The sequence below is a fragment of the Pseudomonas akapageensis genome (assembly GCF_011355085.1).
GTDB classification, from domain to species: Bacteria; Pseudomonadota; Gammaproteobacteria; order Pseudomonadales; family Pseudomonadaceae; genus Aquipseudomonas; species Aquipseudomonas akapageensis.
The window spans coordinates 12,764-30,781 of sequence record NZ_VXCP01000015.1; the positions used below are offsets into that span (position 1 = coordinate 12,764).

Annotated in this window: 13 protein-coding genes and 1 pseudogene; 1 reads left to right on the top strand and 13 read right to left on the bottom strand. The window is 61.9% G+C overall.

Annotated features, from left to right (window positions below):
- Nucleotides 1-21: 21 nt before the first annotated feature.
- The 9 genes and pseudogenes from F2S13_RS11780 to F2S13_RS29805 form a co-directional block, all read right to left on the bottom strand.
- Nucleotides 22-1,686 carry a long-chain-fatty-acid--CoA ligase gene (locus tag F2S13_RS11780; protein WP_166360875.1) on the bottom strand — a complete coding sequence of 555 codons (1,665 nt, stop codon included), beginning with the start codon at nucleotides 1,684-1,686 and terminating at the stop codon, nucleotides 22-24.
- Nucleotides 1,687-1,733: 47 nt separating this feature from the next.
- Nucleotides 1,734-3,512, bottom strand: coding sequence for an acyl-CoA dehydrogenase C-terminal domain-containing protein (locus tag F2S13_RS11785; protein WP_166360876.1), 1,779 nt, complete (start codon nucleotides 3,510-3,512; stop codon nucleotides 1,734-1,736).
- A gap of 66 nt (nucleotides 3,513-3,578) precedes the next feature.
- Entirely contained in the window at nucleotides 3,579-6,038 is a 2,460-nt protein-coding gene (locus tag F2S13_RS11790; RefSeq protein WP_166360877.1) for an efflux RND transporter permease subunit, read from the bottom strand.
- 29 nt (nucleotides 6,039-6,067) lie between these two features.
- Nucleotides 6,068-7,141 (bottom strand): WD40/YVTN/BNR-like repeat-containing protein, encoded by a 1,074-nt coding sequence (locus F2S13_RS11795; RefSeq protein ID WP_166360878.1) that lies wholly within the window; start codon nucleotides 7,139-7,141, stop codon nucleotides 6,068-6,070.
- 125 nt (nucleotides 7,142-7,266) lie between these two features.
- Nucleotides 7,267-8,625, bottom strand: coding sequence for a DUF1329 domain-containing protein (locus F2S13_RS11800; RefSeq protein WP_166360879.1), 1,359 nt, complete (start codon nucleotides 8,623-8,625; stop codon nucleotides 7,267-7,269).
- Nucleotides 8,626-8,664: 39 nt separating this feature from the next.
- Nucleotides 8,665-10,677: a DUF1302 domain-containing protein gene (locus tag F2S13_RS11805; RefSeq protein ID WP_166360880.1), complete on the bottom strand. Its 2,013-nt coding sequence runs from the start codon at nucleotides 10,675-10,677 to the stop codon at nucleotides 8,665-8,667.
- Nucleotides 10,678-10,807: 130 nt separating this feature from the next.
- Nucleotides 10,808-11,374 carry an alpha/beta hydrolase gene (locus tag F2S13_RS11810; protein ID WP_166360881.1) on the bottom strand — a complete coding sequence of 189 codons (567 nt, stop codon included), beginning with the start codon at nucleotides 11,372-11,374 and terminating at the stop codon, nucleotides 10,808-10,810.
- A 151-nt stretch (nucleotides 11,375-11,525) separates the two neighbouring features.
- Nucleotides 11,526-12,650 (bottom strand): methyl-accepting chemotaxis protein, encoded by a 1,125-nt coding sequence (locus F2S13_RS11815; protein ID WP_425500226.1) that lies wholly within the window; start codon nucleotides 12,648-12,650, stop codon nucleotides 11,526-11,528.
- A 114-nt stretch (nucleotides 12,651-12,764) separates the two neighbouring features.
- A pseudogene (locus tag F2S13_RS29805) lies at nucleotides 12,765-13,091 on the bottom strand (PAS domain-containing protein); the annotation flags it as partial.
- 237 nt (nucleotides 13,092-13,328) lie between these two features.
- Here F2S13_RS29805 and F2S13_RS11820 point away from each other — a divergent pair.
- A complete protein-coding gene (locus F2S13_RS11820) occupies nucleotides 13,329-14,351 on the top strand; it encodes an AraC family transcriptional regulator (protein ID WP_166360883.1) in 1,023 nt (340 codons plus the stop codon).
- Between the two features lie 242 nt (nucleotides 14,352-14,593).
- Here the strand turns inward: F2S13_RS11820 and F2S13_RS11825 are convergent, their stop codons facing one another.
- Genes F2S13_RS11825 through F2S13_RS11840 form a run of 4 tightly spaced genes read right to left on the bottom strand, consistent with a single transcriptional unit; the run spans nucleotide 14,594 to nucleotide 17,917 of the window.
- Nucleotides 14,594-15,604, bottom strand: a complete 1,011-nt coding sequence (locus tag F2S13_RS11825) for a YeiH family protein (protein WP_166360884.1) — start codon at nucleotides 15,602-15,604, stop codon at nucleotides 14,594-14,596.
- Nucleotides 15,601-15,927 carry a Rieske (2Fe-2S) protein gene (locus F2S13_RS11830; RefSeq protein WP_166360886.1) on the bottom strand — a complete coding sequence of 109 codons (327 nt, stop codon included), beginning with the start codon at nucleotides 15,925-15,927 and terminating at the stop codon, nucleotides 15,601-15,603. Before F2S13_RS11830 ends, F2S13_RS11825 begins: the two co-directional genes overlap by 4 nt.
- Entirely contained in the window at nucleotides 15,924-16,589 is a 666-nt protein-coding gene (locus tag F2S13_RS11835) for a DsbA family protein (RefSeq protein ID WP_166360888.1), read from the bottom strand. The genes F2S13_RS11830 and F2S13_RS11835 overlap by 4 nt, the downstream gene beginning before the upstream one ends.
- Nucleotides 16,586-17,917, bottom strand: coding sequence for an MFS transporter (locus F2S13_RS11840; protein WP_166360890.1), 1,332 nt, complete (start codon nucleotides 17,915-17,917; stop codon nucleotides 16,586-16,588). Before F2S13_RS11840 ends, F2S13_RS11835 begins: the two co-directional genes overlap by 4 nt.
- Nucleotides 17,918-18,018 lie beyond the last annotated feature (101 nt).

Genomic DNA, 18,018 nt, shown 5'->3' on the forward strand with positions numbered 1-18,018 from the left:
ATGGGGAAAAAAGTACCCTCGTCAGCAGGTTTCCAGGGCCTGTTGGCTCAGTTCGTGTTCGCGGATCAGCCGCTTGTTGATCTTCCCGACACTGGTTTTGGGAATGTCGGCCACAATCCTGATCTGCCGGGGGATCGCCCACTTGTTGATGCGGCCACTTTCAACATACTGGAGCAGATGGGCCTCCAGCATTTTCGGATCAATGCTCTGTCCCGGAGCGCAAACCACCAGGGCAACGGGGCGCTCGCCCCATTGCGGGTCAGGAATGCCCACCACGGCAACTGAAGCGACGGCCGGGTGTTCGCTGATCAGGTTTTCCAGATCCAGCGAACTGATCCATTCCCCGCCCGTCTTGATGACGTCTTTGATCCGGTCCTTGATCTCCACCACACCGAGGGCATCGATCGAAGCGATGTCACCGGTGTGCATCCAACCATTCTCCCAGAGCTGCGCGCCCTGCTCCGGCTCCTTCAGGTAGCCTTGGGTCAACCAGGGCGCACGCACCACGATCTCACCCTGGGCCACGCCATCGTGAGGCGCTTCGTTGCCGTTGGCATCGATAATGCGCAAATCGACCATCGGCACCGCAACGCCGGTCTTGGTGCGAGCCGCCAGTTGTGCTTGCGCCGGTTGTTCCAGGTCCGCTTCACGCAGGTGAGTCAGGCACAGCAACGGGCAGGTCTCGGACATGCCGTAGCCGCTATGGACGCGCATGCCCCTGGCCGTCGCCTGGGCCGCGATGCCCTGGGTCAGGGCACTGCCACCGAGGAGCATTTTCCAGCCGTCGAAGTCAGTGTTCGTCGCCTCGTCGCAGCCCAGGATCATCTGCAGAATCGTCGGCACGCAATGGGAAAAGCTGACCTTCTCTTCGCGGTACAACCTGACCAGGGTATTAGGCTCGTAGCGCCCCGGATAAACCTGTTTGATGCCCATCAGCGTGGCGACATAGGGCACGCCCCAGGCATGCACATGGAACATCGGCGTGATGGGCATGTACACGTCGTCCGAGCGCAGCAACGGCAAGCCCTGGTACACACCCAGCGTACCCACGGCATTGAGGGTATGCAGCACCAATTGGCGGTGCGTGAAGTAAACGCCCTTGGGGTTTCCGGTGGTGCCGGTGGTGTAGAAAATGGTCGCGACCGAGTTCTCATCGAAGTCCGGGAAGTCGAACTGGCATGCTGCCTGCGCCAGCAGGCTTTCGTACTCGCCCAGCACCGGCAGCTCGGTCGGTTTCGCGTTGCTGTCGCTGAGCTGGATAAAGCCTTTGACGGTCGTCAGCTCACCCTGGATCTGCTCGACCAGGGGCAGGAAATCGTCATGCACCAGCACCAGGTCATCCTCGGCGTGGTTCATGGTGTAGAGCACCTGTTCCGGGGACAGCCTGATATTGACCGTGTGCAATACCGCGCCAATCATCGGCACGGCGAAGAAACATTCCAGGTAACGGTGGCTGTCCCAATCAAGCAGCGCCACCGTATCACCGGCTTTGACGCCGGCGTTGGTCAGGGCGTTGGCCAGTTGCCTGATCCGCTCGTTGAGCGTCCGGTAGTTGTAGCGCAGCTTGTCGGCGTAGACGATTTCCTGTTCGGGTGCGTAGCGCTCGCCCGAAAGCAACAGGCTCTTGATCAACAAGGGGTAGTTGTACGCGCCTTGCGCAGGTGCAATTATTTTTGTTGTTGCCACAGTGGTCTTCCTAATTCTGTTTAGTGGAGATCATCCAGTTCTCGGGGTCAGAACTGCTCGGCATCGAGCAAGTACAGCGATTCGCTACCGGCCTTGACCGACGCGGCCAACGAATGGACACGCGGCAGCAGGCGCGCGAAGTAGAAGCGCGCGATGCCCATCTTGCTGGCATAGAAGTCGTCCTGCGTTTCCTTGCCCATGGCGGTCCTGGCCATCAACGCCCACATGTAGGCATAGGCGGTGTAACCGAAGGCCTGCAAGTACTCCACCGACGCTGCGCCGATTTCGTTCGGGTTGGTCTTGCAGCGGTCCAGTACCCAGGCGGTCAGCTCGTCGAGGTTGTTCAGGGCGGCGTTGAGCGGCTTGACGAACTCGGCCAGCTCGGCGCCCGCAGTGAAGATGAAATGGCGAATCTCGTCGGCGAACAGCTTGTAGGACTCGCCGCCGTTGCCGACTACCTTGCGTCCGACCAGGTCCAGCGCCTGGATACCGTTGGTGCCTTCGTAGATCTGGGTGATGCGCACGTCACGCACCAGTTGCTCCTGGCCCCACTCACGAATGTAACCGTGGCCGCCGAATACCTGCTGACCATGGATGGTGGTTTCCAGACCCAGGTCGGTGAGAAACGCCTTGGCCACCGGGGTCAACAATGCCACCAGGTCTTCGGCGCGTTTGCGCGTGGTCGGGTCTTCGCTGTATTTGGCGGTATCGAGTTGCATGGCCACGTAGGTCGAGAACGCCCGGCCGCCTTCGTTGCTGGCTTTCATGGTCAGCAGCATGCGGCGCACGTCCGGATGCGCAATGATCGGGTCGGCCACCTTGTCCTTGGCTTGCGGGCCGGTTGGCGCACGGCTTTGCAGACGGTCGCGGGCATACTCGACGGCATTCTGGTAAGAGCGCTCGCCCGTGGCCAGGCCCTGGATACCGACACCCAGGCGCTCGTAGTTCATCATGGTGAACATGGCCGCCAGGCCCTTGTTCGGCTCGCCGACGAGGTAACCAACGGCTTCATCGAAGTTCATCACGCAGGTAGACGAGCCCTTGATGCCCATCTTGTGCTCGATCGAACCACAGTTGACCGGGTTGCGCGCGCCCAGGCTGCCGTCGGCATTGACCAGGAACTTGGGCACCAGGAACAGCGAAATGCCCTTCGGCCCCGCCGGCGCGTCCGGCAGTTTGGCCAGCACCAGGTGGATGATGTTCTCGGTCAGGTCCTGCTCGCCACCGGTGATGAAAATCTTGGTGCCGCTGACTTTGTAGGAACCGTCGGCTTGAGGTTCGGCGCGGGTGCGGATGATGCCAAGGTCGGTACCGGCATGGGATTCGGTCAGGCACATGGAGCCAGTCCAGACGCCGGCATACATGTTCGGCAGGTAGGCGGCCTTCAGTTCTTCGCTGGCATGGGCGTTGATCGCCAGGCACGCACCGGCGGTGAGCATCGGGTACAAGCCAAAGGAAAGATTGGCCCCGTTGACCATTTCCTCGACCTGGGCGCCGATCACCTTCGGCATGCCCATGCCGCCGTAGACCGGATCACCACCCACGCCAACCCAGCCCCCTTCGGCGAACGCCCGGTAGGCTTCGGGGAAGCCAGACGGGGTCTTCACCGCGCCGTCGGTCCAGGAACAGCCTTCTTCGTCGCCAGTACGATTGAGCGGCGCAATGAGGCCTGCGGCGACCTTGCCGGCTTCCTCGAGCACGGCATTGGCGGTGTCTTCGTCCACTACATCGGCCATGGCCGGCAGGCTGGCCCACAGCTTGGATACTTCAAAGACCTCGTTCAGTACGAAACGAATGTCGCGCAGGGGGGCTTTGTAATCAGACATGCTCTCTATCTCAGTCAAATTCAGGGCATTGCACATGCCCTGATCAGTAAATAAACGTCCGATGGGCTAGGCGGTGACCTGGATCGGCTGGGACCCGACCTTGCGCAGCAGGAACCAGGACAGTGCCGGGATGAGGATCAGCGCACCGAGCATGTTCCACAGGAACATGAAGGTCAGCAGGATGCCCATGTCGGCCTGGAACTTGATTGGCGACCAGGCCCAGCACACCACACCGGCAGCCAGGGTGATGCCGACCAGACCGACCACCCGACCAGTGAAGGCCACCGCATTGCGGTAGGCATCGGACAGCGACATGCCTTGGCGCTGGTAATGCAGCTGGACGCTGAGCAGGTACAGGGCGTAGTCGACGCCGATCCCGACGCCCAGGGCGATGACCGGCAGGGTCGCGACTTTCACGCCGATGCCCATGGCCACCATCAGTGCTTCACAGAGGATCGAGGTGAGCACCAGGGGCAGCAGCGCCACCAGCGTCGCCCGCCAGCTGCGGAAGGTGATCAGGCAGAACAGGGTCACGGCCAGGTACACGTAAAGCAGCATGGTGTGGTTGGCTTCGCGCACCACGATGTTGGTCGCCGCTTCAATACCGGCGGTGCCGGCGGCCAGCAGGAATTGACGATCGTCGCTGCTGTTTTCCTTGGCGAACTTGTCGGCAATGGCCACCACGGCATCCAGGGTCTCGGCCTTGTGGTCCTTGAGGAAGGCGATTACCGGCATCACCGAACAGTCGGTGTTGAACAATTCCGGCGCATTGACCGAGGCCTGTTGCGCGGCATAGTTCAGCACGTTCTGGTTACGCTGGATGCTGTTGAGCTTGGGGTTACCCTCGAAGGAACCCGCGGTGATCTGGCGTACCGCATTGACCAACGATGAAGTGGCTTGCACGCCCGGGTACTGCTGCAACTCCCAGGCCAGGCGGTCGGCCAGGATCAGCGTCTGATAATTCAGGCAGCCTTCGGGCGCGGTCTTGATCATCACCGCGAACAGGTCGCTGGACAGCGCGTAGTGGCTGGTGATGTAGGCGTTGTCGCGGTTGTAGCGCGAGTCGGCACGCAGTTCCGGAGCGCCACTGTCGAGGTCGCCGATCTTCAGATGTTGGCTGACCATAAAGCCGGCAGTTCCCAGCACCAACGCACCCAGTACAGTACCCACGGCCCACTTGGGTGTGGTGAAACGGTCGAGCATGTCCCACAGCTTGCCGAAGCCGCGATGCTCGGCGGCACGGGTGTCGATCTTCAGCGCACGCGCGGCGGCCTTGCTGCCGACACCGATGTAAGACAGCGCCACCGGCATCAGCAACAGGGAGGTAAAAATCAGCACGGCCACGCCGATACTGGCGGTGATGGCCAGGTCCTGGATCACCGGAATGTCGATCAGCATCAGTACCGCGAAGCCGACGGCATCGGCCAGCAGCGCGGTGACACCGGCGATGAACAGACGGCGGAAGGTGTAGCGCGCCGCGATCAGTTTGTGCGTGCCGCGGGCGATGTCCTGCATGATCCCGTTCATCTTCTGCGCCGCATGGGACACGCCGATGGCGAAGATCAGGAAAGGCACCAGCACCGAGTAGGGATCGATGGCGTAACCCAGCCAGGCGACGATGCCCAACTGCCAGACCACCGCCGTCAGCGAACAGAAAATCACCAACAGGGTGCTGCGGATGCATCGGGTGTACAGGTAGATAATGACGAACGAAGTGACCACCGCCAGGCCGAAGAACATCATCACCTGGATCAGACCGTCGATCAGATCGCCCACCAGCTTGGCGAAGCCGATCACGCGGACCTTGTACTTGCCCTCGCCTTCCTCTCCGGCCTTGCGCGCTGCGCTGTCACCGGCGAACTCGATCTTGTCGCGCAGGCGCTCTTCGAGCATCTGCGAGAACTGATGGTAGTTGATGCCCTGCCCTGTGGCCGATGCCTTGTCCAGCAGCGGCACGATCAGCATGGTGGATTTGAAGTCGCTGGCCACCAGGCTGCCGACGATGCCGGCGCGGTTGATGTTCTGGCGCAGTTGCTCGATGTCTTTTGCTGAGCCCTGGTAGCTATCGGGCATCACCGGGCCACCCTGGAAACCCTCCTCGGTGGCTTCGGTCCAGCGTACCGCTGGGCTCCACAACGACTTCATCCAGGCGCGATCGACACCCTCGGTGAGGAACAGCTCATCGTTGACCTGCTTGAGCACACTCAGGTACTCGGGGTCGAAAATGTCGCCCTGGGTGTTTTCCACCACCACGCGCACCGAACTCCCCAGGCCGCGCAACGATTTGCGGTTCTCCAGGAAATTCTGGATGTAGGGCTGGCTCTGCGGAATCATCTTCTCGAAGCTGGGGCGCAACTCCAGACGGGTTGCCATCATGTAGCCCAGCACCAGCGTGATCGCCGCCATCAACAGCATGAACAACGGGCGATGGTTGAATACCCACCGTTCCATGCGGTTGCCGGAGCTTCGATCGAAGTCATGCAAGTCGCATATCACCGGCATGGTGTCTTGCTGAATATTGCCCATGTCAGGGTACTCGCTCTAATTATCTGTTCTTATTCTTGGGAAAGCGTACGTGCACCACGACTGCCTACCACCACCAGCGAGCCATCGGCTGCCTGGATGGCGCCTGACACCGGTGACTGGTTCTGCTGTGCCACCAACTGCAGTCGTGCACCATCGGCCTGGCTGGCCAACATGTGCCCGGCCTGTGTAAACAGGCGGAATCGGCCGTCGGCGCCGACCGTGGCAGCGGTGATGCTGACCTGCAGGCCGGTATCGAGCGGGTTCCAGTTGGCACCGCCATCGGTGCTGCGAAACACATGCCCGCGCAGGCCGTAAGCCAGTACTTCGCCAGGCTTGCCGACGACACCGAAAAAGCTGCCCTGGTAAGGGGTCTGCAGGGCCATGAAGCGTTGCTGGGCGTCGTCCCACTTGAGCAGCAGGCCCTGTTCGCCAGCGATGTAGAGTCCATCACCCGTGGAGGCGATGGCGTTGAGGTGAAAGCCCTGCGGGTTATCGGTACGGTCCTGCAAAGGCGTCCAGTGTTCGCCACCGTCTTCGGTGCGCAGGATCAGGTTGAACACACCGACCACATAGCCGTGTTTGTCGTCGGCAAACCACACATCGAGCAGCGGCTTGTCGGCGCCCTCCTCGACCAGACGCTGGCCTTCGCCGGCGAGCTGGGCCCATTGTTCGTTGCCAGGTTCGGCGCTGGCCAATGCACCATAGTGCTGGACCAGCAAGGCACCGATTTCACGGCCATCGAGCTGTTTGCTCCAGGTCGCGCCGGCATCGCTGCTGTGCAGCACCACGCCATCGTTGCCGACCGCCCAGCCTTGCTGGGAGGAAGGAAAATTCACGGCATTGAGGTCAGCGCTGACCGGAACGCCGGCCTGCTGCCATTGCTTGCCGTCGTCATCGGAATACAGAATGTGGCCACGCTGCCCCACGGCGACCAGGCGGTTACCCGCACGGGCCGTGTCCAGCAAGGGACTGCGCACTGCCAGGGCGCTGGGCCTGGCCGGCAGATCGAGCACGTCAACGTAGGCGGCGGCCTGAGCAAATCCCTGCAACAGTGCCAGCGTGGCGCCCAGCGCCAGCAGCACGGACTTCTTGAACGAACACATACGGCGTCCTCATGAAGAAACTGCGCCGGGCGCACATCGCGTGCAACCCGGCGTTGATATCAGGCGTCCTTGACGCTCGACCACCCACCGACAGTGGACCGAGCGGACGCCTTGTCGCAGGGTGTTCAGCGAATACCGGCGCCCGCCAGGGACTCCGGCGACCATTGCGCCTTGGACAGGGACTCGATGTAGCGGATGCCGCCGTAAGGACCGACCACACCGTTGATGTTGTAGGAACCGCCGACCAGGTCATAGATCATGAAAGGCGTGGAGTCCGGAACCTGCTTGTCGTAGCTCTGGCTGAGGAAGGCGAAGGAGCCACGGTAGAGCTGACCACGTGCGTCGTATTGGTCGGAAGCCAGAGCTGCCCAGCTGTCTTCATCCAGGTAGAAGCGGCGCTTCTGGTAGACGTGACGTGCACCGGCCTTGAGGTTGCCCTCCACGACCCAGACACGGTGTTTCTCCCAGCGCACCATATCCGGTGCCAGATGGTTGGCAGTGGTCAGGCTCTTGGGATCCGCGGCGTAGGTCAGCTTGTAGGTGTTGTACGGCACGATCATTTCCTGCTTGCCGACCAGCTTCCAGTCGTAGCGATCCAGCGCGCCGTTGAACACGAACACATCGTCGTAGGTGCCGGCGCCCGCGGTACCGGGGTTAGGCGTGTCGTAAGCCAGGTTCGGTGCCAGCTTGACGCGACGCTGGCCCGGCAGGTATTGCCATGCGCGGCGCGGTTGCGCCAGCGGGTTGGCGGCGTCCTTGAGCATGATCGCCTCGCCGGCACGGCGCGCAGGACCGGTGTAGTACAGCTTCATCTGGTAGTACACGTCGGCACTGCTGATCGGCTGCGCCATGTTCTCGTAGATCGGGTAGGTAATGAACGCCTGCCCCGTGGTCGCCAGGCTCGCCTGGCCTGCCGAGTCGACGTTCCAGGAGTCGTACTTGGAGTTGATGTTGACGCCCTGGTAGCGCAGCAGGAAGTTCCACATCGCCTCGGCGCCCGATTGCGGGATCGGGAACGGCACGCCGGGCAGTACGTTGTCGATGGCCAGGCCACCTTCAAGGGACTTGGCGCCGGTGGCGTTTTTCACGCTGTTGTCCAGCACCGTCTGCGGCAGGGCAACGGTGCGATGGGTCGGGTAGACGTCGACACGGTAAGTCGGGAAACGCTTGGCCAGTTCCACCGTGGTGGCGCTGAGCATGCCCTTGTACTTATCGACGTTCTTGCCATCAATCACCAGCAGCGGCTTTTCGCTGGCAAAGGGGTCCGGGCGCATGCTGTCGCCGGACTTGAAATTGGCCGGAGCCGTGGTCAGGCCGCCGGCATAGGCGGGAATGGAGCCATCGGCATTCGCAGCTTTTTCAGCGCCTACCAGGGTCAGGCTGCTGCCCAGCTTGGCAGCGTCCTGTGCAGTAACGGCGGCCTGTGCATGGGCGCCGAGGGTCATGGCCAGGGAAGCGGCCAGCAGTGTTTTGACGAATTTCATTTTATTGTTCTCCTGCTTAGAAACTAAGCATTGGGTGTATCAAAAGGTGGTTTTCAGCGTCAGGTACACGGCGCCACGGTCTTCCGTGGTCGCACCGCCGCCCGAGAAGGCCGAATAGCCACCGGCGTAACACGCATAGTTTTCGTTACCGCTGAAGGCGTTCGGCGTGGAGCCGTCGCCACTGCCGGCGTTGGCAGCACCGGTGCTGTTACCGCTGACATTGCACTTGTCAGCCTTGCCAAAGGCGTCGACATACTTGAGGTCGACGAAGTACTTGTTGTAAACCGCTGCACCGACGCCGACCGCATAGTTGCCGGTGTCTTCTGCACCACCACCGGACACCGGTGAAACGCCGTCGAGACCCACGTTGACGGACATCGGCAGGCTCATGTCCACGCCCGGGAATACCTGGTACCAGGTCGGCGTGAAGTTGACCGCCAGGCCCCAGTTGTCACGGGTAGGCTTGTCGATGCCGCGGTAAGTGCTCTTGCCCTTGTAGAGCGCCTCGTTCTTGTCATCGAGCTCGAGCAAGTTGCTGTAATACAGCTCGGCGAGCACGACGGCCGAATCGAACACCGGCGTCTTGGGCATGGTCATCAGACCGTTGAGTGTCCAGTGCAGCGTTTCACCGGTGGCGCTCATGCTGTCGCCGTTGCTCGGGGTGTCGTAGATAACGCCAGTGCCCGCCGTACGTGCCGGCAACAGGCCAAGGCCCTGCCCCAGCCCGAGGGGGCTGGTGGTGCTGACAATTGCCGGGATACTGGCCAACGGCATGTTGTGGCGGATGTTCAAGTCGCTGCCGACGCTGATGCCACCGATATCCTTGGACAGGCTCAGGCCATAGATGTCGATATCGTCGGAGTACGCCAACTGATAGGTGGCAGTGCTCAACGAGTTCAGCGTGTTGACCACAGCCGGCACCTGGCCCGCAGGTCGCGTGCCATTGGGGTTGGCCGAGGTGATCCCCCGGGCGTCCAGCCAGGCCTGGGGCAGGATGTCCGACGTTTTGCGGTAATAGATACCGAGGGTGCCGTCCAGCCATGCTGGCGACCACTTGGCCATCAGCCCCCAGTCGCCGTGATTGCTCGGTGTCAGGTCATCGCCACGGCGCACGTTGGTCAGCGCGTTGCAGGGTGCGATGCCACAACCGAGCGGACTGCCGGGCGTGATGGAGTTGGTGTTGCCGAGCAGGAACGATTGCGCACCGAAGCCCACCAGGTCGGAACCGCCGTAGTAAGTACCGGCCTCAGGCAGGCGGGCAGCATTCCAGTCCAGGAAGTACTGGGCGCCAATGGTCAACTCGGGATTGATTGTGAAGGTGGTCGAAATCTGATCGCGCGGGACGAACAGCTCCTTGGCCTCGGTACCCGGCGATGCCGCCAGCTTCGCCAGGTCCAGGCCGGACTGGCCGTAGCTGATCGAGTGCACCGGGTTCAGGATGGTTTCACCCCAGAACACGTTGTGCTGGCCGGCCTTGATGCTGAACAGGGACTCTTCACCCACTTCGGTGCTGTAGAACACGAAGGCATCGAGAATCTCGCCCGAGGGACCGGTGTAGTAACGCTGGGCGTAGTTGCTCAGGTGCGGACTGCCGTTGCCGACATTGTCATTGGTGACGCCAGCCAGTCGCGGGTCATTGGCGATCAGGCCGGAGGTTTCGCCATTGCCGTTGACGAACGGATTGGAGTTGGAACCGGTGTTTTCATACGCCTTGTCGTACCAGCTCGCCGCACTGACGCGAAAACCCATGCTTTCCTTGTAGACAACATCCATCTCGGTCAGCAGGTCAACACGGTTGGTGATGTTGGTCCCGGCATGGCGGAAGTTGTAGTCGCCGTCGTTGTTGTTCGGCGTCCCAAGCATGCGCTTGTCGGCGTTTTCGGTACGCACGCCGTAGTTGTACTTGACGGTATTGTCAAAGCGCACAGCCCAGTCGGGGTTGCCGGTATCGAGTTCGAAACCATGGGCCACCGGCATGCCAGCAGCAAGGATGGCCAGGGCCAGCAGGCTGCGATGCGAGGGTTTGAGGCTGTGACTCTTATTGTTATGCATTACGTTGTCTCCGCCGTGTTGTACTTGTATTTAAGCGCAGCCGTCCTTGCGCAAGCCCTGGTGAAAGAGCCAGCGTGCGTCACGAGTCTAGGATGTGCCGGGCGTTTTTTTGGGCCAGGCTGCTATCTGACTAGCGATCCAGTTCTTGAATGAAGGCTTCGGCGCCCGGCCAGTGGCCAAAGCCCGAAGCGGGATTGAGGTGGCCGACCTGACCGAGATTGACCAGTTCGCTACCCCAGCCGCGAGCCATGCGGGCGACAGCTTCCAGGCTTGCCAGGTGATCGTTGGTGCTGCCGGCGACTACGCTGCGAAACGGCAGTGCGCCGGTGGGCAGAGGGTCCCAGCCATTGGCCCGGAGGGTTTCCGGGGTTGGATAGCCCTGGGGCCAGGTGGCATCCAGATCCGGCGGCGCGGCCAGCAGAGCGCCCTTGATCGGAGCGCTGTGCTTGGCAGCCCAGTGGGCCACCATCAGTACACCGGCGCTGTGAGCGACCAGAATCACCGGCCCGTCGATCTGCGACACTTCGTGCTGGATGGCGCGTACCCGCGCGGCGCAGTCGAGCTTGTCGGTTTCAAGTGGCGGCACACTGCGCACTTTGCTCAACCTGGCTTCAAGCAGCGTTTGCCAATGCTCGGCAACATGCTCGCGCAAGCCCGGTACAATCAGAACGGTCGCGTTAGTTTGTAGTTTGTCCACTTGAACACCTTCGCCTTCTCGATGACTCGACTGGCTGATTCGCCAGAAGCTTTTTGTAGTACCGACATTAAAGACCCCCCATCAGGGGTGCTTTTCATTTAACGTCAGCTGCTTTTCTTTTGATGACACATCGTCCGTTGAGACGATTCGCTCACGCGTTAAAGCGTTCAACCAGCACGTGTAGCGAATGGGCCGTGGCTTCCAGATCGCGACCCAGCAACTGGGAACGGTTGGTAAGCTCGGAATTGTTCTGCGCCGCCAGGGAAATCGTGCTGATCTGGCTGGAAACCGCCCCGGCAGCCTGGCTCTGTTGTTCCGCCGCGGCGGCCATCTGCTCGACCCGCTCGTGGATACCGCTGATCGCCAGCGTGATGCCGTCCAGGGCGCGTTCGGTATCGATCACGTGGGTCACGCCGGCACGGGCTTCGTCGCTGCCTTTGCCGGCAATGTCCACGGCCTGGCGGGCCTCGACTTGCAAGGCGCTGATGATCTGCTGGATCGTCTTGGTCGACTCCCCGGTCTTGGAGGCCAGTGCTCGCACCTCGTCCGCCACCACGGCGAAACCACGACCCTGCTCCCCTGCCCGTGCGGCCTCGATGGCAGCGTTGAGGGCCAGCAGGTTGGTCTGCTCGGCAATGGCCTGAATCATGTTGGCGGCTTGCTGGATCGACTGGGTCTGCCTGGCCAGGCTGTCCACCGAACGGCTGATGTCGTCCACGGTATCGGCCAGCTTTTCAATGACGCGGCGCGTCTGCACCACCCGTTGCGCGCCGCCGGTGGACAAGTGATTGACCTCGCGCGCGCTCTGCGCAGTTTGCTGGATATGCATGGACACCTCCCCGATCGAGGTGGCCATCTCCTGCATCGCGCCTGCCGCCCTGTTCGCTTCCAGCCGTTGCACCTGCAGCGCCGTTTGCGCCTGATCGACCAACTGGCCGTTGCGGGTCGCCAGAATGGCGGTCTGGTCGGCAAAATCGCCCAGGCGACTGAGCGCCGTGCGGATGCGCGCCCCTTCACTGATCAGTGCCATTTGCAGTCGCGCGACCGCACCGGTTTCGCTGCTGTAGGTCAGCGCCACCAGTTCACTGTCGAATGCCAGCGGCGCCGCTTCCTGGATCTTGGAGAGTGCACGCCGAACGAACCACAGGGACACCCAGGTTTGCGCAATCGAGAGCCCTATCAAGCTGGTGACGGCCGCTGTTGGCATGTCTGCGATCGACAGGAAGGTCCCCAACAGCCCACCCAGCAATGGCAACAGCAGAAAGCGCGACAACATGCCCAGGCGCTGCCACACACTGGCCGGCGAACGGCCTCCGCGCAGCCGTGCATAGAGCACGCAGGCGCGCTGCACCTGTTCGGCCTGCGGCCTGACCTGTACCGATTCGTAGCCGACCACCCGGCCGTCCTGATGAATCGGCGTGACATAGGCACTGACCCAATAGCCGTCGCCGTTGCTGCAACGATTCCTGACGATGCCCATCCAGGCCTTGCCGGCGCTGAGGTGACTCCACATATGGGCGAAGACGACCGCGGGCATGTCCGGATGGCGCACGATATTGTGCGCACTGCCAATGAGTTGTTCCCGGGTAAAACCACTGACCGCGACGAACTCGTCGTTGCAGTAAGTGATACGACCTTGGGGGTCGGTGGCTGAAATCAGGCGCTGTTCGGCCGGAAATCTGCGTTCCTGATCGGTGACGGGTGTATTGACTCGCATGCAGGCTCACTCAGGTTATCCGCCCTTCATGCCGTGGCTGCTGGGTACGCGCCATGCAAGAGGGGTCGATTGTTGTTTTACGGAGGCTGATAGGCATTGACGCCGGAGGCGGAAAATACTGGAGTCCGCGAGGAGTGAACCGCGCAGTTCACGTCAAAAACTTTTCATTTCATGACTTGGTGGATATAGTCGACAACGGATGGATTCCATAAGAACAACGCCAGGAAACGCCTCTGCATGACAAAGCTCGTTCGCGCTGCCGTGTTGACCAACTACCTGGAAGTGGCGCACTACCTGGGGTTGAACCCTCATGCCTTGCTGGCCGAAGTCGGTTTGAGCAAAACCCTGCTGCAAACCCCCGATCACCGTATTCCCATCGACTCAGCGGTGCGCCTGCTGGAAAACTCGGCCATCGCCAGCGGTTGCCAATACTTCGGCTTGAGCATGGCCGAATCGCGCCAGCTCTCGGACTTCGGTGTCGTCAGCCTGCTGCTCACCCACCAGCGCACCCTGCGCGACGCGTTGCAGGTGCTCGTGCATTACCGTCATCTGATGAACGATTCGCTGGCCATCTTCGTCGAGGAAGCGGGCAAGATGGTGATCATCCGCGAGGAAGTGGTCACCGAGGCGCCCATGGTCTGCCGGCAAGCCAATGAGCTGGCCATCGGCGTGATGTTCCGCCTGTGCGCCGCCCTGCTCGGCACCCACTGGCACCCCTACAGCGTCAACTTCACCCACCAGCCCCCCGACAACCTGCACCTGCATCGGCGGCTGTTCGGCTGCAAGCTGGAGTTCGGCAGCGAGTTCAACGGCATTGTCTGTCCCGACGCCAACCTGGACATGGCCAACCCCCATGCCGATCCGGGGATGGCACGCTATGCCCAACGCTACCTGGACTCGCTGCTGAGCAACGAGGGCTCGTCGACCCTGTTCGATGTCCGCAAGGCCATCTACCTGCTGCTGCCCATGGGACGCGCCACGATCGAGCAGATCGCCCAGACCCAGGGCATGAACGTGCGCACCCTGCAACGTCGCCTGAAAGAAGACGACTGCACCTTCAACGACCTGATCAACGACGTGCGTCGCGATCTGGTGTTGCGCTACCTGGAGAACCCGGCCTATTCACTGGGGCAGGTCGCCGACATGCTGGGCTATTCCATGGCGAGTTCGTTTACGCGCTGGTTCATCAGCCAGTTCGGCATGCCGCCGGCGGCCTGGCGCAGCGAGCACAAAAAACTGGCTCCCAAGCGCGATAGCTGAACAGCACAAGGTTTCCGGAAATACGCGTCGCCTGCATCGCTGGCAAGCCAGCGATGAGGTCACCGCGGTGACACAGACAAATTGATAGGTACAACGCCCATAAAAAAACGGGCGGCTGCCGTCACAGCCGCCCGCAAACGAACCAGAGATCGTGGCTCCGGTCCAGCGCCCCGCTACGTCATGGAGTCAACGTAGTGCGGCTCTGCTAGCGCAAGATCGGGCAGCTTGTGGCTGCCCCGGTTTTACAGCCCCCAGTGCAGCAACAGCAGCACCAGGGCGACGAGGAATACCGTTTCCCCCACCATCAGCAGGATCGGCTTGATGCCGACCGAAGCGAGCTCCTTGAGCTGGGTCTTCATGCCCAGTGCACTGATGGAAACCACCAGACTCCAGCGCGACAGATCATTGATCGAACCCTGCACCGCCGGGGCAATCCAGCCGGTACTGTTGATGCAGGCCAGAATCAGGAAACCGACGGCGAACCAGGGCAACAGCGGCGGCCGCTTGCCGGTCGGGTCGGCGCCTTGCATACGGGTGATCAGGGTGGCGCAGACAATCACCGGCAGCAGCATCGCCACCCGCATCAACTTGACCACCGTAGCCGTGTCGCCCGTCTCGGTGCCCATGCTGTAGCCAGCACCGACCACCTGGGCCACGTCGTGGATCGTGCCGCCAAGAAACACCCCTGCGGTTTGCGGCGACAGCCCGAACCAGTTGGCGATCATCGGGTAAAGGATCATCGCCGCCGTCGACAGCGCCGATACGCCGATCACGGTAAACAGCGTGGCGCGTTCTTTCTGTGGGTGGTTGGGCAACGCCGCCGCCAGCGCCAGTGCAGCCGAAGCACCGCAGATCGCGGTGGCACCACCGGTGAGCATGCCGAACAAGCGCGAGAAGCCCAGGGCCTTGGCCGCCACCACCGATACACTGATGGTCACCACCACCAGGATCACCACCAGGGCCAGGGGTTTCCAGCCCAACCCGACAATCTGTTCCAGGGTAATGCGCATACCCAGCAGGGCTACACCGATACGCAACACGGTGCGCGCGGTGAACTCGATGCCGGCCTTGCAACTGCTGTCGCCGGTGAGAAAATTCAGCGCCATGCCGAGCAGCAGGGCGAACAGCATCACCGGTGCGCCGTAGTGTTCGGAGAGGAAGGTGGCCGCTGCCGCGACGATCAGGCTGACGATAAAGCCCGGCGCCAATTCGCGCACGCGGCTGTTGATATGGGTAAGCGCAATGGCGCTCATGGCGCAGACTCCTCTGGAGCGATAACGATAAATGCCTGGCCGTCGACTACCTCGACCGGGTAGTTGGCGACCTTGAGCTTGGTGGAGTTGAGCAGGTAGCCACTGGACAGGTCGAAGCGCAGGCCATGGGCACAACACTGAATCACCCGTCCTTCGAGGCGACCGCCGCAGAGCGAGGCGCCCTGATGCGGGCAGCTGTCGTCGATGGCATATAACGCGCCCCCCACGTTGAACAGGGCGACGCTCCTGTCATCGAATTCGAACAGGCTGCGACCACCGTCCTGCGGGACTTTGCCGGCCGGCACTTGAATTCGCACGCTCATGACGGCTGCGGCTCGGGTTCGCTGTGCACCAGCGTTTCGCACATCGCATTGAGCAGCACCTCGGCCGGTTGGGCACCGGGCACTGTCCGGTTACGGTTGAAGTGGAAATACGGCACGCTGCTGACGCCCCTTGTGCTGGCGCCGACGAAGGGACTGGCGTCGCCGCACAGACAGTCGGCCACGGCTGCGTGGTCGAAGCCGCACGACTCGGCAATAGCCAGCAAGGTCTCGGTACAACCGATGTCCTCGTTGTGATGGAAATAGGCGGCGAACAGGCGCTCGATCAACGCATCGCGCTGCCCTGCACTACCCAGTTCGGCGCAGCGCTCCAGCAAGCGATGGGCATTGGCCGTATTGGGCATCGTGCCGATGCTGCTCAGATCGATAGCCACACCCGACGCCGCGGCGGCCTGCTGCACCTGGGCCTGGCGCGCGCGCACGGCATCGGCGCTGCCCAGCCGGTTGAGATAGAACGCGGCGAAAGGCTCGCCCTGGGCCGGCATGTGTGGCAGCAACTGCACACCCTGCCACGCCAACTCGACCTCGACATCCGGCCGCAGGAGCCGCAACTGCTCCAGTGCCTGCTCCAGCTGGCGCTTGCCGATCAGGCACCAGGGACAGATAAAGTCGAAAAACACATCGATACGCAAACGACGACTCACGATTTAACCTCGATCGACACCGGGCCGGTATTGACATTGACACCCTCGCCTTTCAGGCGAGCGATGTCCTTGTGGTAGTAACACATGGCATAGAAGAACACCGCCGCCGCCAGGACGCTGACCAGGGGCACCAGTTGGAACGCAGCATGCAGGCCGATGACATCGGACACCTTGCCGGTGATGAACGGCCCCGGGGCCAGCCCCAGCATGTTGTTGGCCAGGGTCAGGGTGGCGAAGGCCGTGCCGTGCACGGAGTAATGGGTCAGGTTGGCGACCATGGCACCGGCAGGGCCGGTGGTGCCTGCGGCAATCAGCATGCCCAGGCAGATCAACACCAGTTGCGCGGGCCCGGCCGGCAAGGCAAACGCCAGCGACAGCAGCAGGCAACTGCCCAGGCAATAGCCGATGGCCAGGGCCACCTTGCGCTCAGGCGATTGACGGCACAGGCGATCGCTGAGCATGCCGCAGAGAATCATCCCCGCGCCGCTGCACAGGACGATGATCGCAGCGATGCCACCGGCCTTGTCCGCGCCCATGTCGTAGTAGCGATTCAGGTAACTGGGCATCCACACAATCACCGTACCGCCGACGAACAGCTGCAGGCCGCTGCCGACATAGGTCGCGATCACCGATCGGCTGGAAAACAAGGTGCGCAGCGGCCGCTTGACCGCGGCAGTCGCCTTGCTTGCGGCCCTGGCAGCGCGCTGCGGGGCAATACGCGCTTCCTTGACGATAATCGGATAAAGCACCGCCAGCAGCAGGCCGAACAACGCCATACCGGCGAACGACCAACGCCAGCCCAGCTTGGCAGCAATCGCACCGCCCAGGGCCATGCCCAATACCGAGCCGAACATGCCACCGGCCATGAAGGCACTGGCGAGCGTTGCGCGCATGTGCTTGGGAAATACGGAAATCACTACCGCAATGCCGACGCTGCCGTAGGCGGCCTCACCGACGCCGACCAGGAAGCGGGCAATGAACATGTGCTGGTAGTCTTGCGCCAGGGCGCAGCCAAAGGTGGCCAGGCTCCACAGCAGCGCCATCAGCGCCAGGCTTTTGACCCGGCCGAAGCGATCGGCCATCAACGACAAGGGAATCGTCAGCAGGCCAACCATCATGGCGACGATGCCGCTGAGCAGGCCGAGTTGACCATCACTCAACGACCACTCGCTCTTGAGCAACGGGAATACTGCGTTGAGCACCTGACGCGACATGTAGTCGGAGATCAACAGGCCGAAGGTCAGCGCGAAAACGATCCAGGCGTAACGGCGTGCGATACCAACCGAAGTATCCTCATCATCGTCTGCTGTGCTGTGGTGAAAGGCCATGGTGCCTCCTCGGAGCTTTGCTTGTATTTATTTTTATAGGGCATTGAGCCCGTGACACATTTGAAACTTCGGGCGGGGCGAGAAGCCTTCGGCCTCCCGCC

Bases quoted from the DNA above. Each gene is read 5' to 3' on its own strand.
- F2S13_RS11785 (WP_166360876.1), bottom strand. From the start codon at position 3,512: ATGTCTGATTACAAAGCCCCCCTGCGCGACATTCGTTTCGTACTGAAC.
- F2S13_RS11820 (WP_166360883.1), top strand. From the start codon at position 13,329: ATGACAAAGCTCGTTCGCGCTGCCGTGTTGACCAACTACCTGGAAGTG.
- F2S13_RS11790 (WP_166360877.1), bottom strand. From the start codon at position 6,038: ATGGGCAATATTCAGCAAGACACCATGCCGGTGATATGCGACTTGCAT.
- F2S13_RS11815 (WP_425500226.1), bottom strand. From the start codon at position 12,650: ATGTTGTCGCGCTTTCTGCTGTTGCCATTGCTGGGTGGGCTGTTGGGG.
- F2S13_RS11800 (WP_166360879.1), bottom strand. From the start codon at position 8,625: ATGAAATTCGTCAAAACACTGCTGGCCGCTTCCCTGGCCATGACCCTC.
- F2S13_RS11825 (WP_166360884.1), bottom strand. From the start codon at position 15,604: ATGAGCGCCATTGCGCTTACCCATATCAACAGCCGCGTGCGCGAATTG.
- F2S13_RS11795 (WP_166360878.1), bottom strand. From the start codon at position 7,141: ATGTGTTCGTTCAAGAAGTCCGTGCTGCTGGCGCTGGGCGCCACGCTG.
- F2S13_RS11840 (WP_166360890.1), bottom strand. From the start codon at position 17,917: ATGGCCTTTCACCACAGCACAGCAGACGATGATGAGGATACTTCGGTT.
- F2S13_RS11830 (WP_166360886.1), bottom strand. From the start codon at position 15,927: ATGAGCGTGCGAATTCAAGTGCCGGCCGGCAAAGTCCCGCAGGACGGT.
- F2S13_RS11805 (WP_166360880.1), bottom strand. From the start codon at position 10,677: ATGCATAACAATAAGAGTCACAGCCTCAAACCCTCGCATCGCAGCCTG.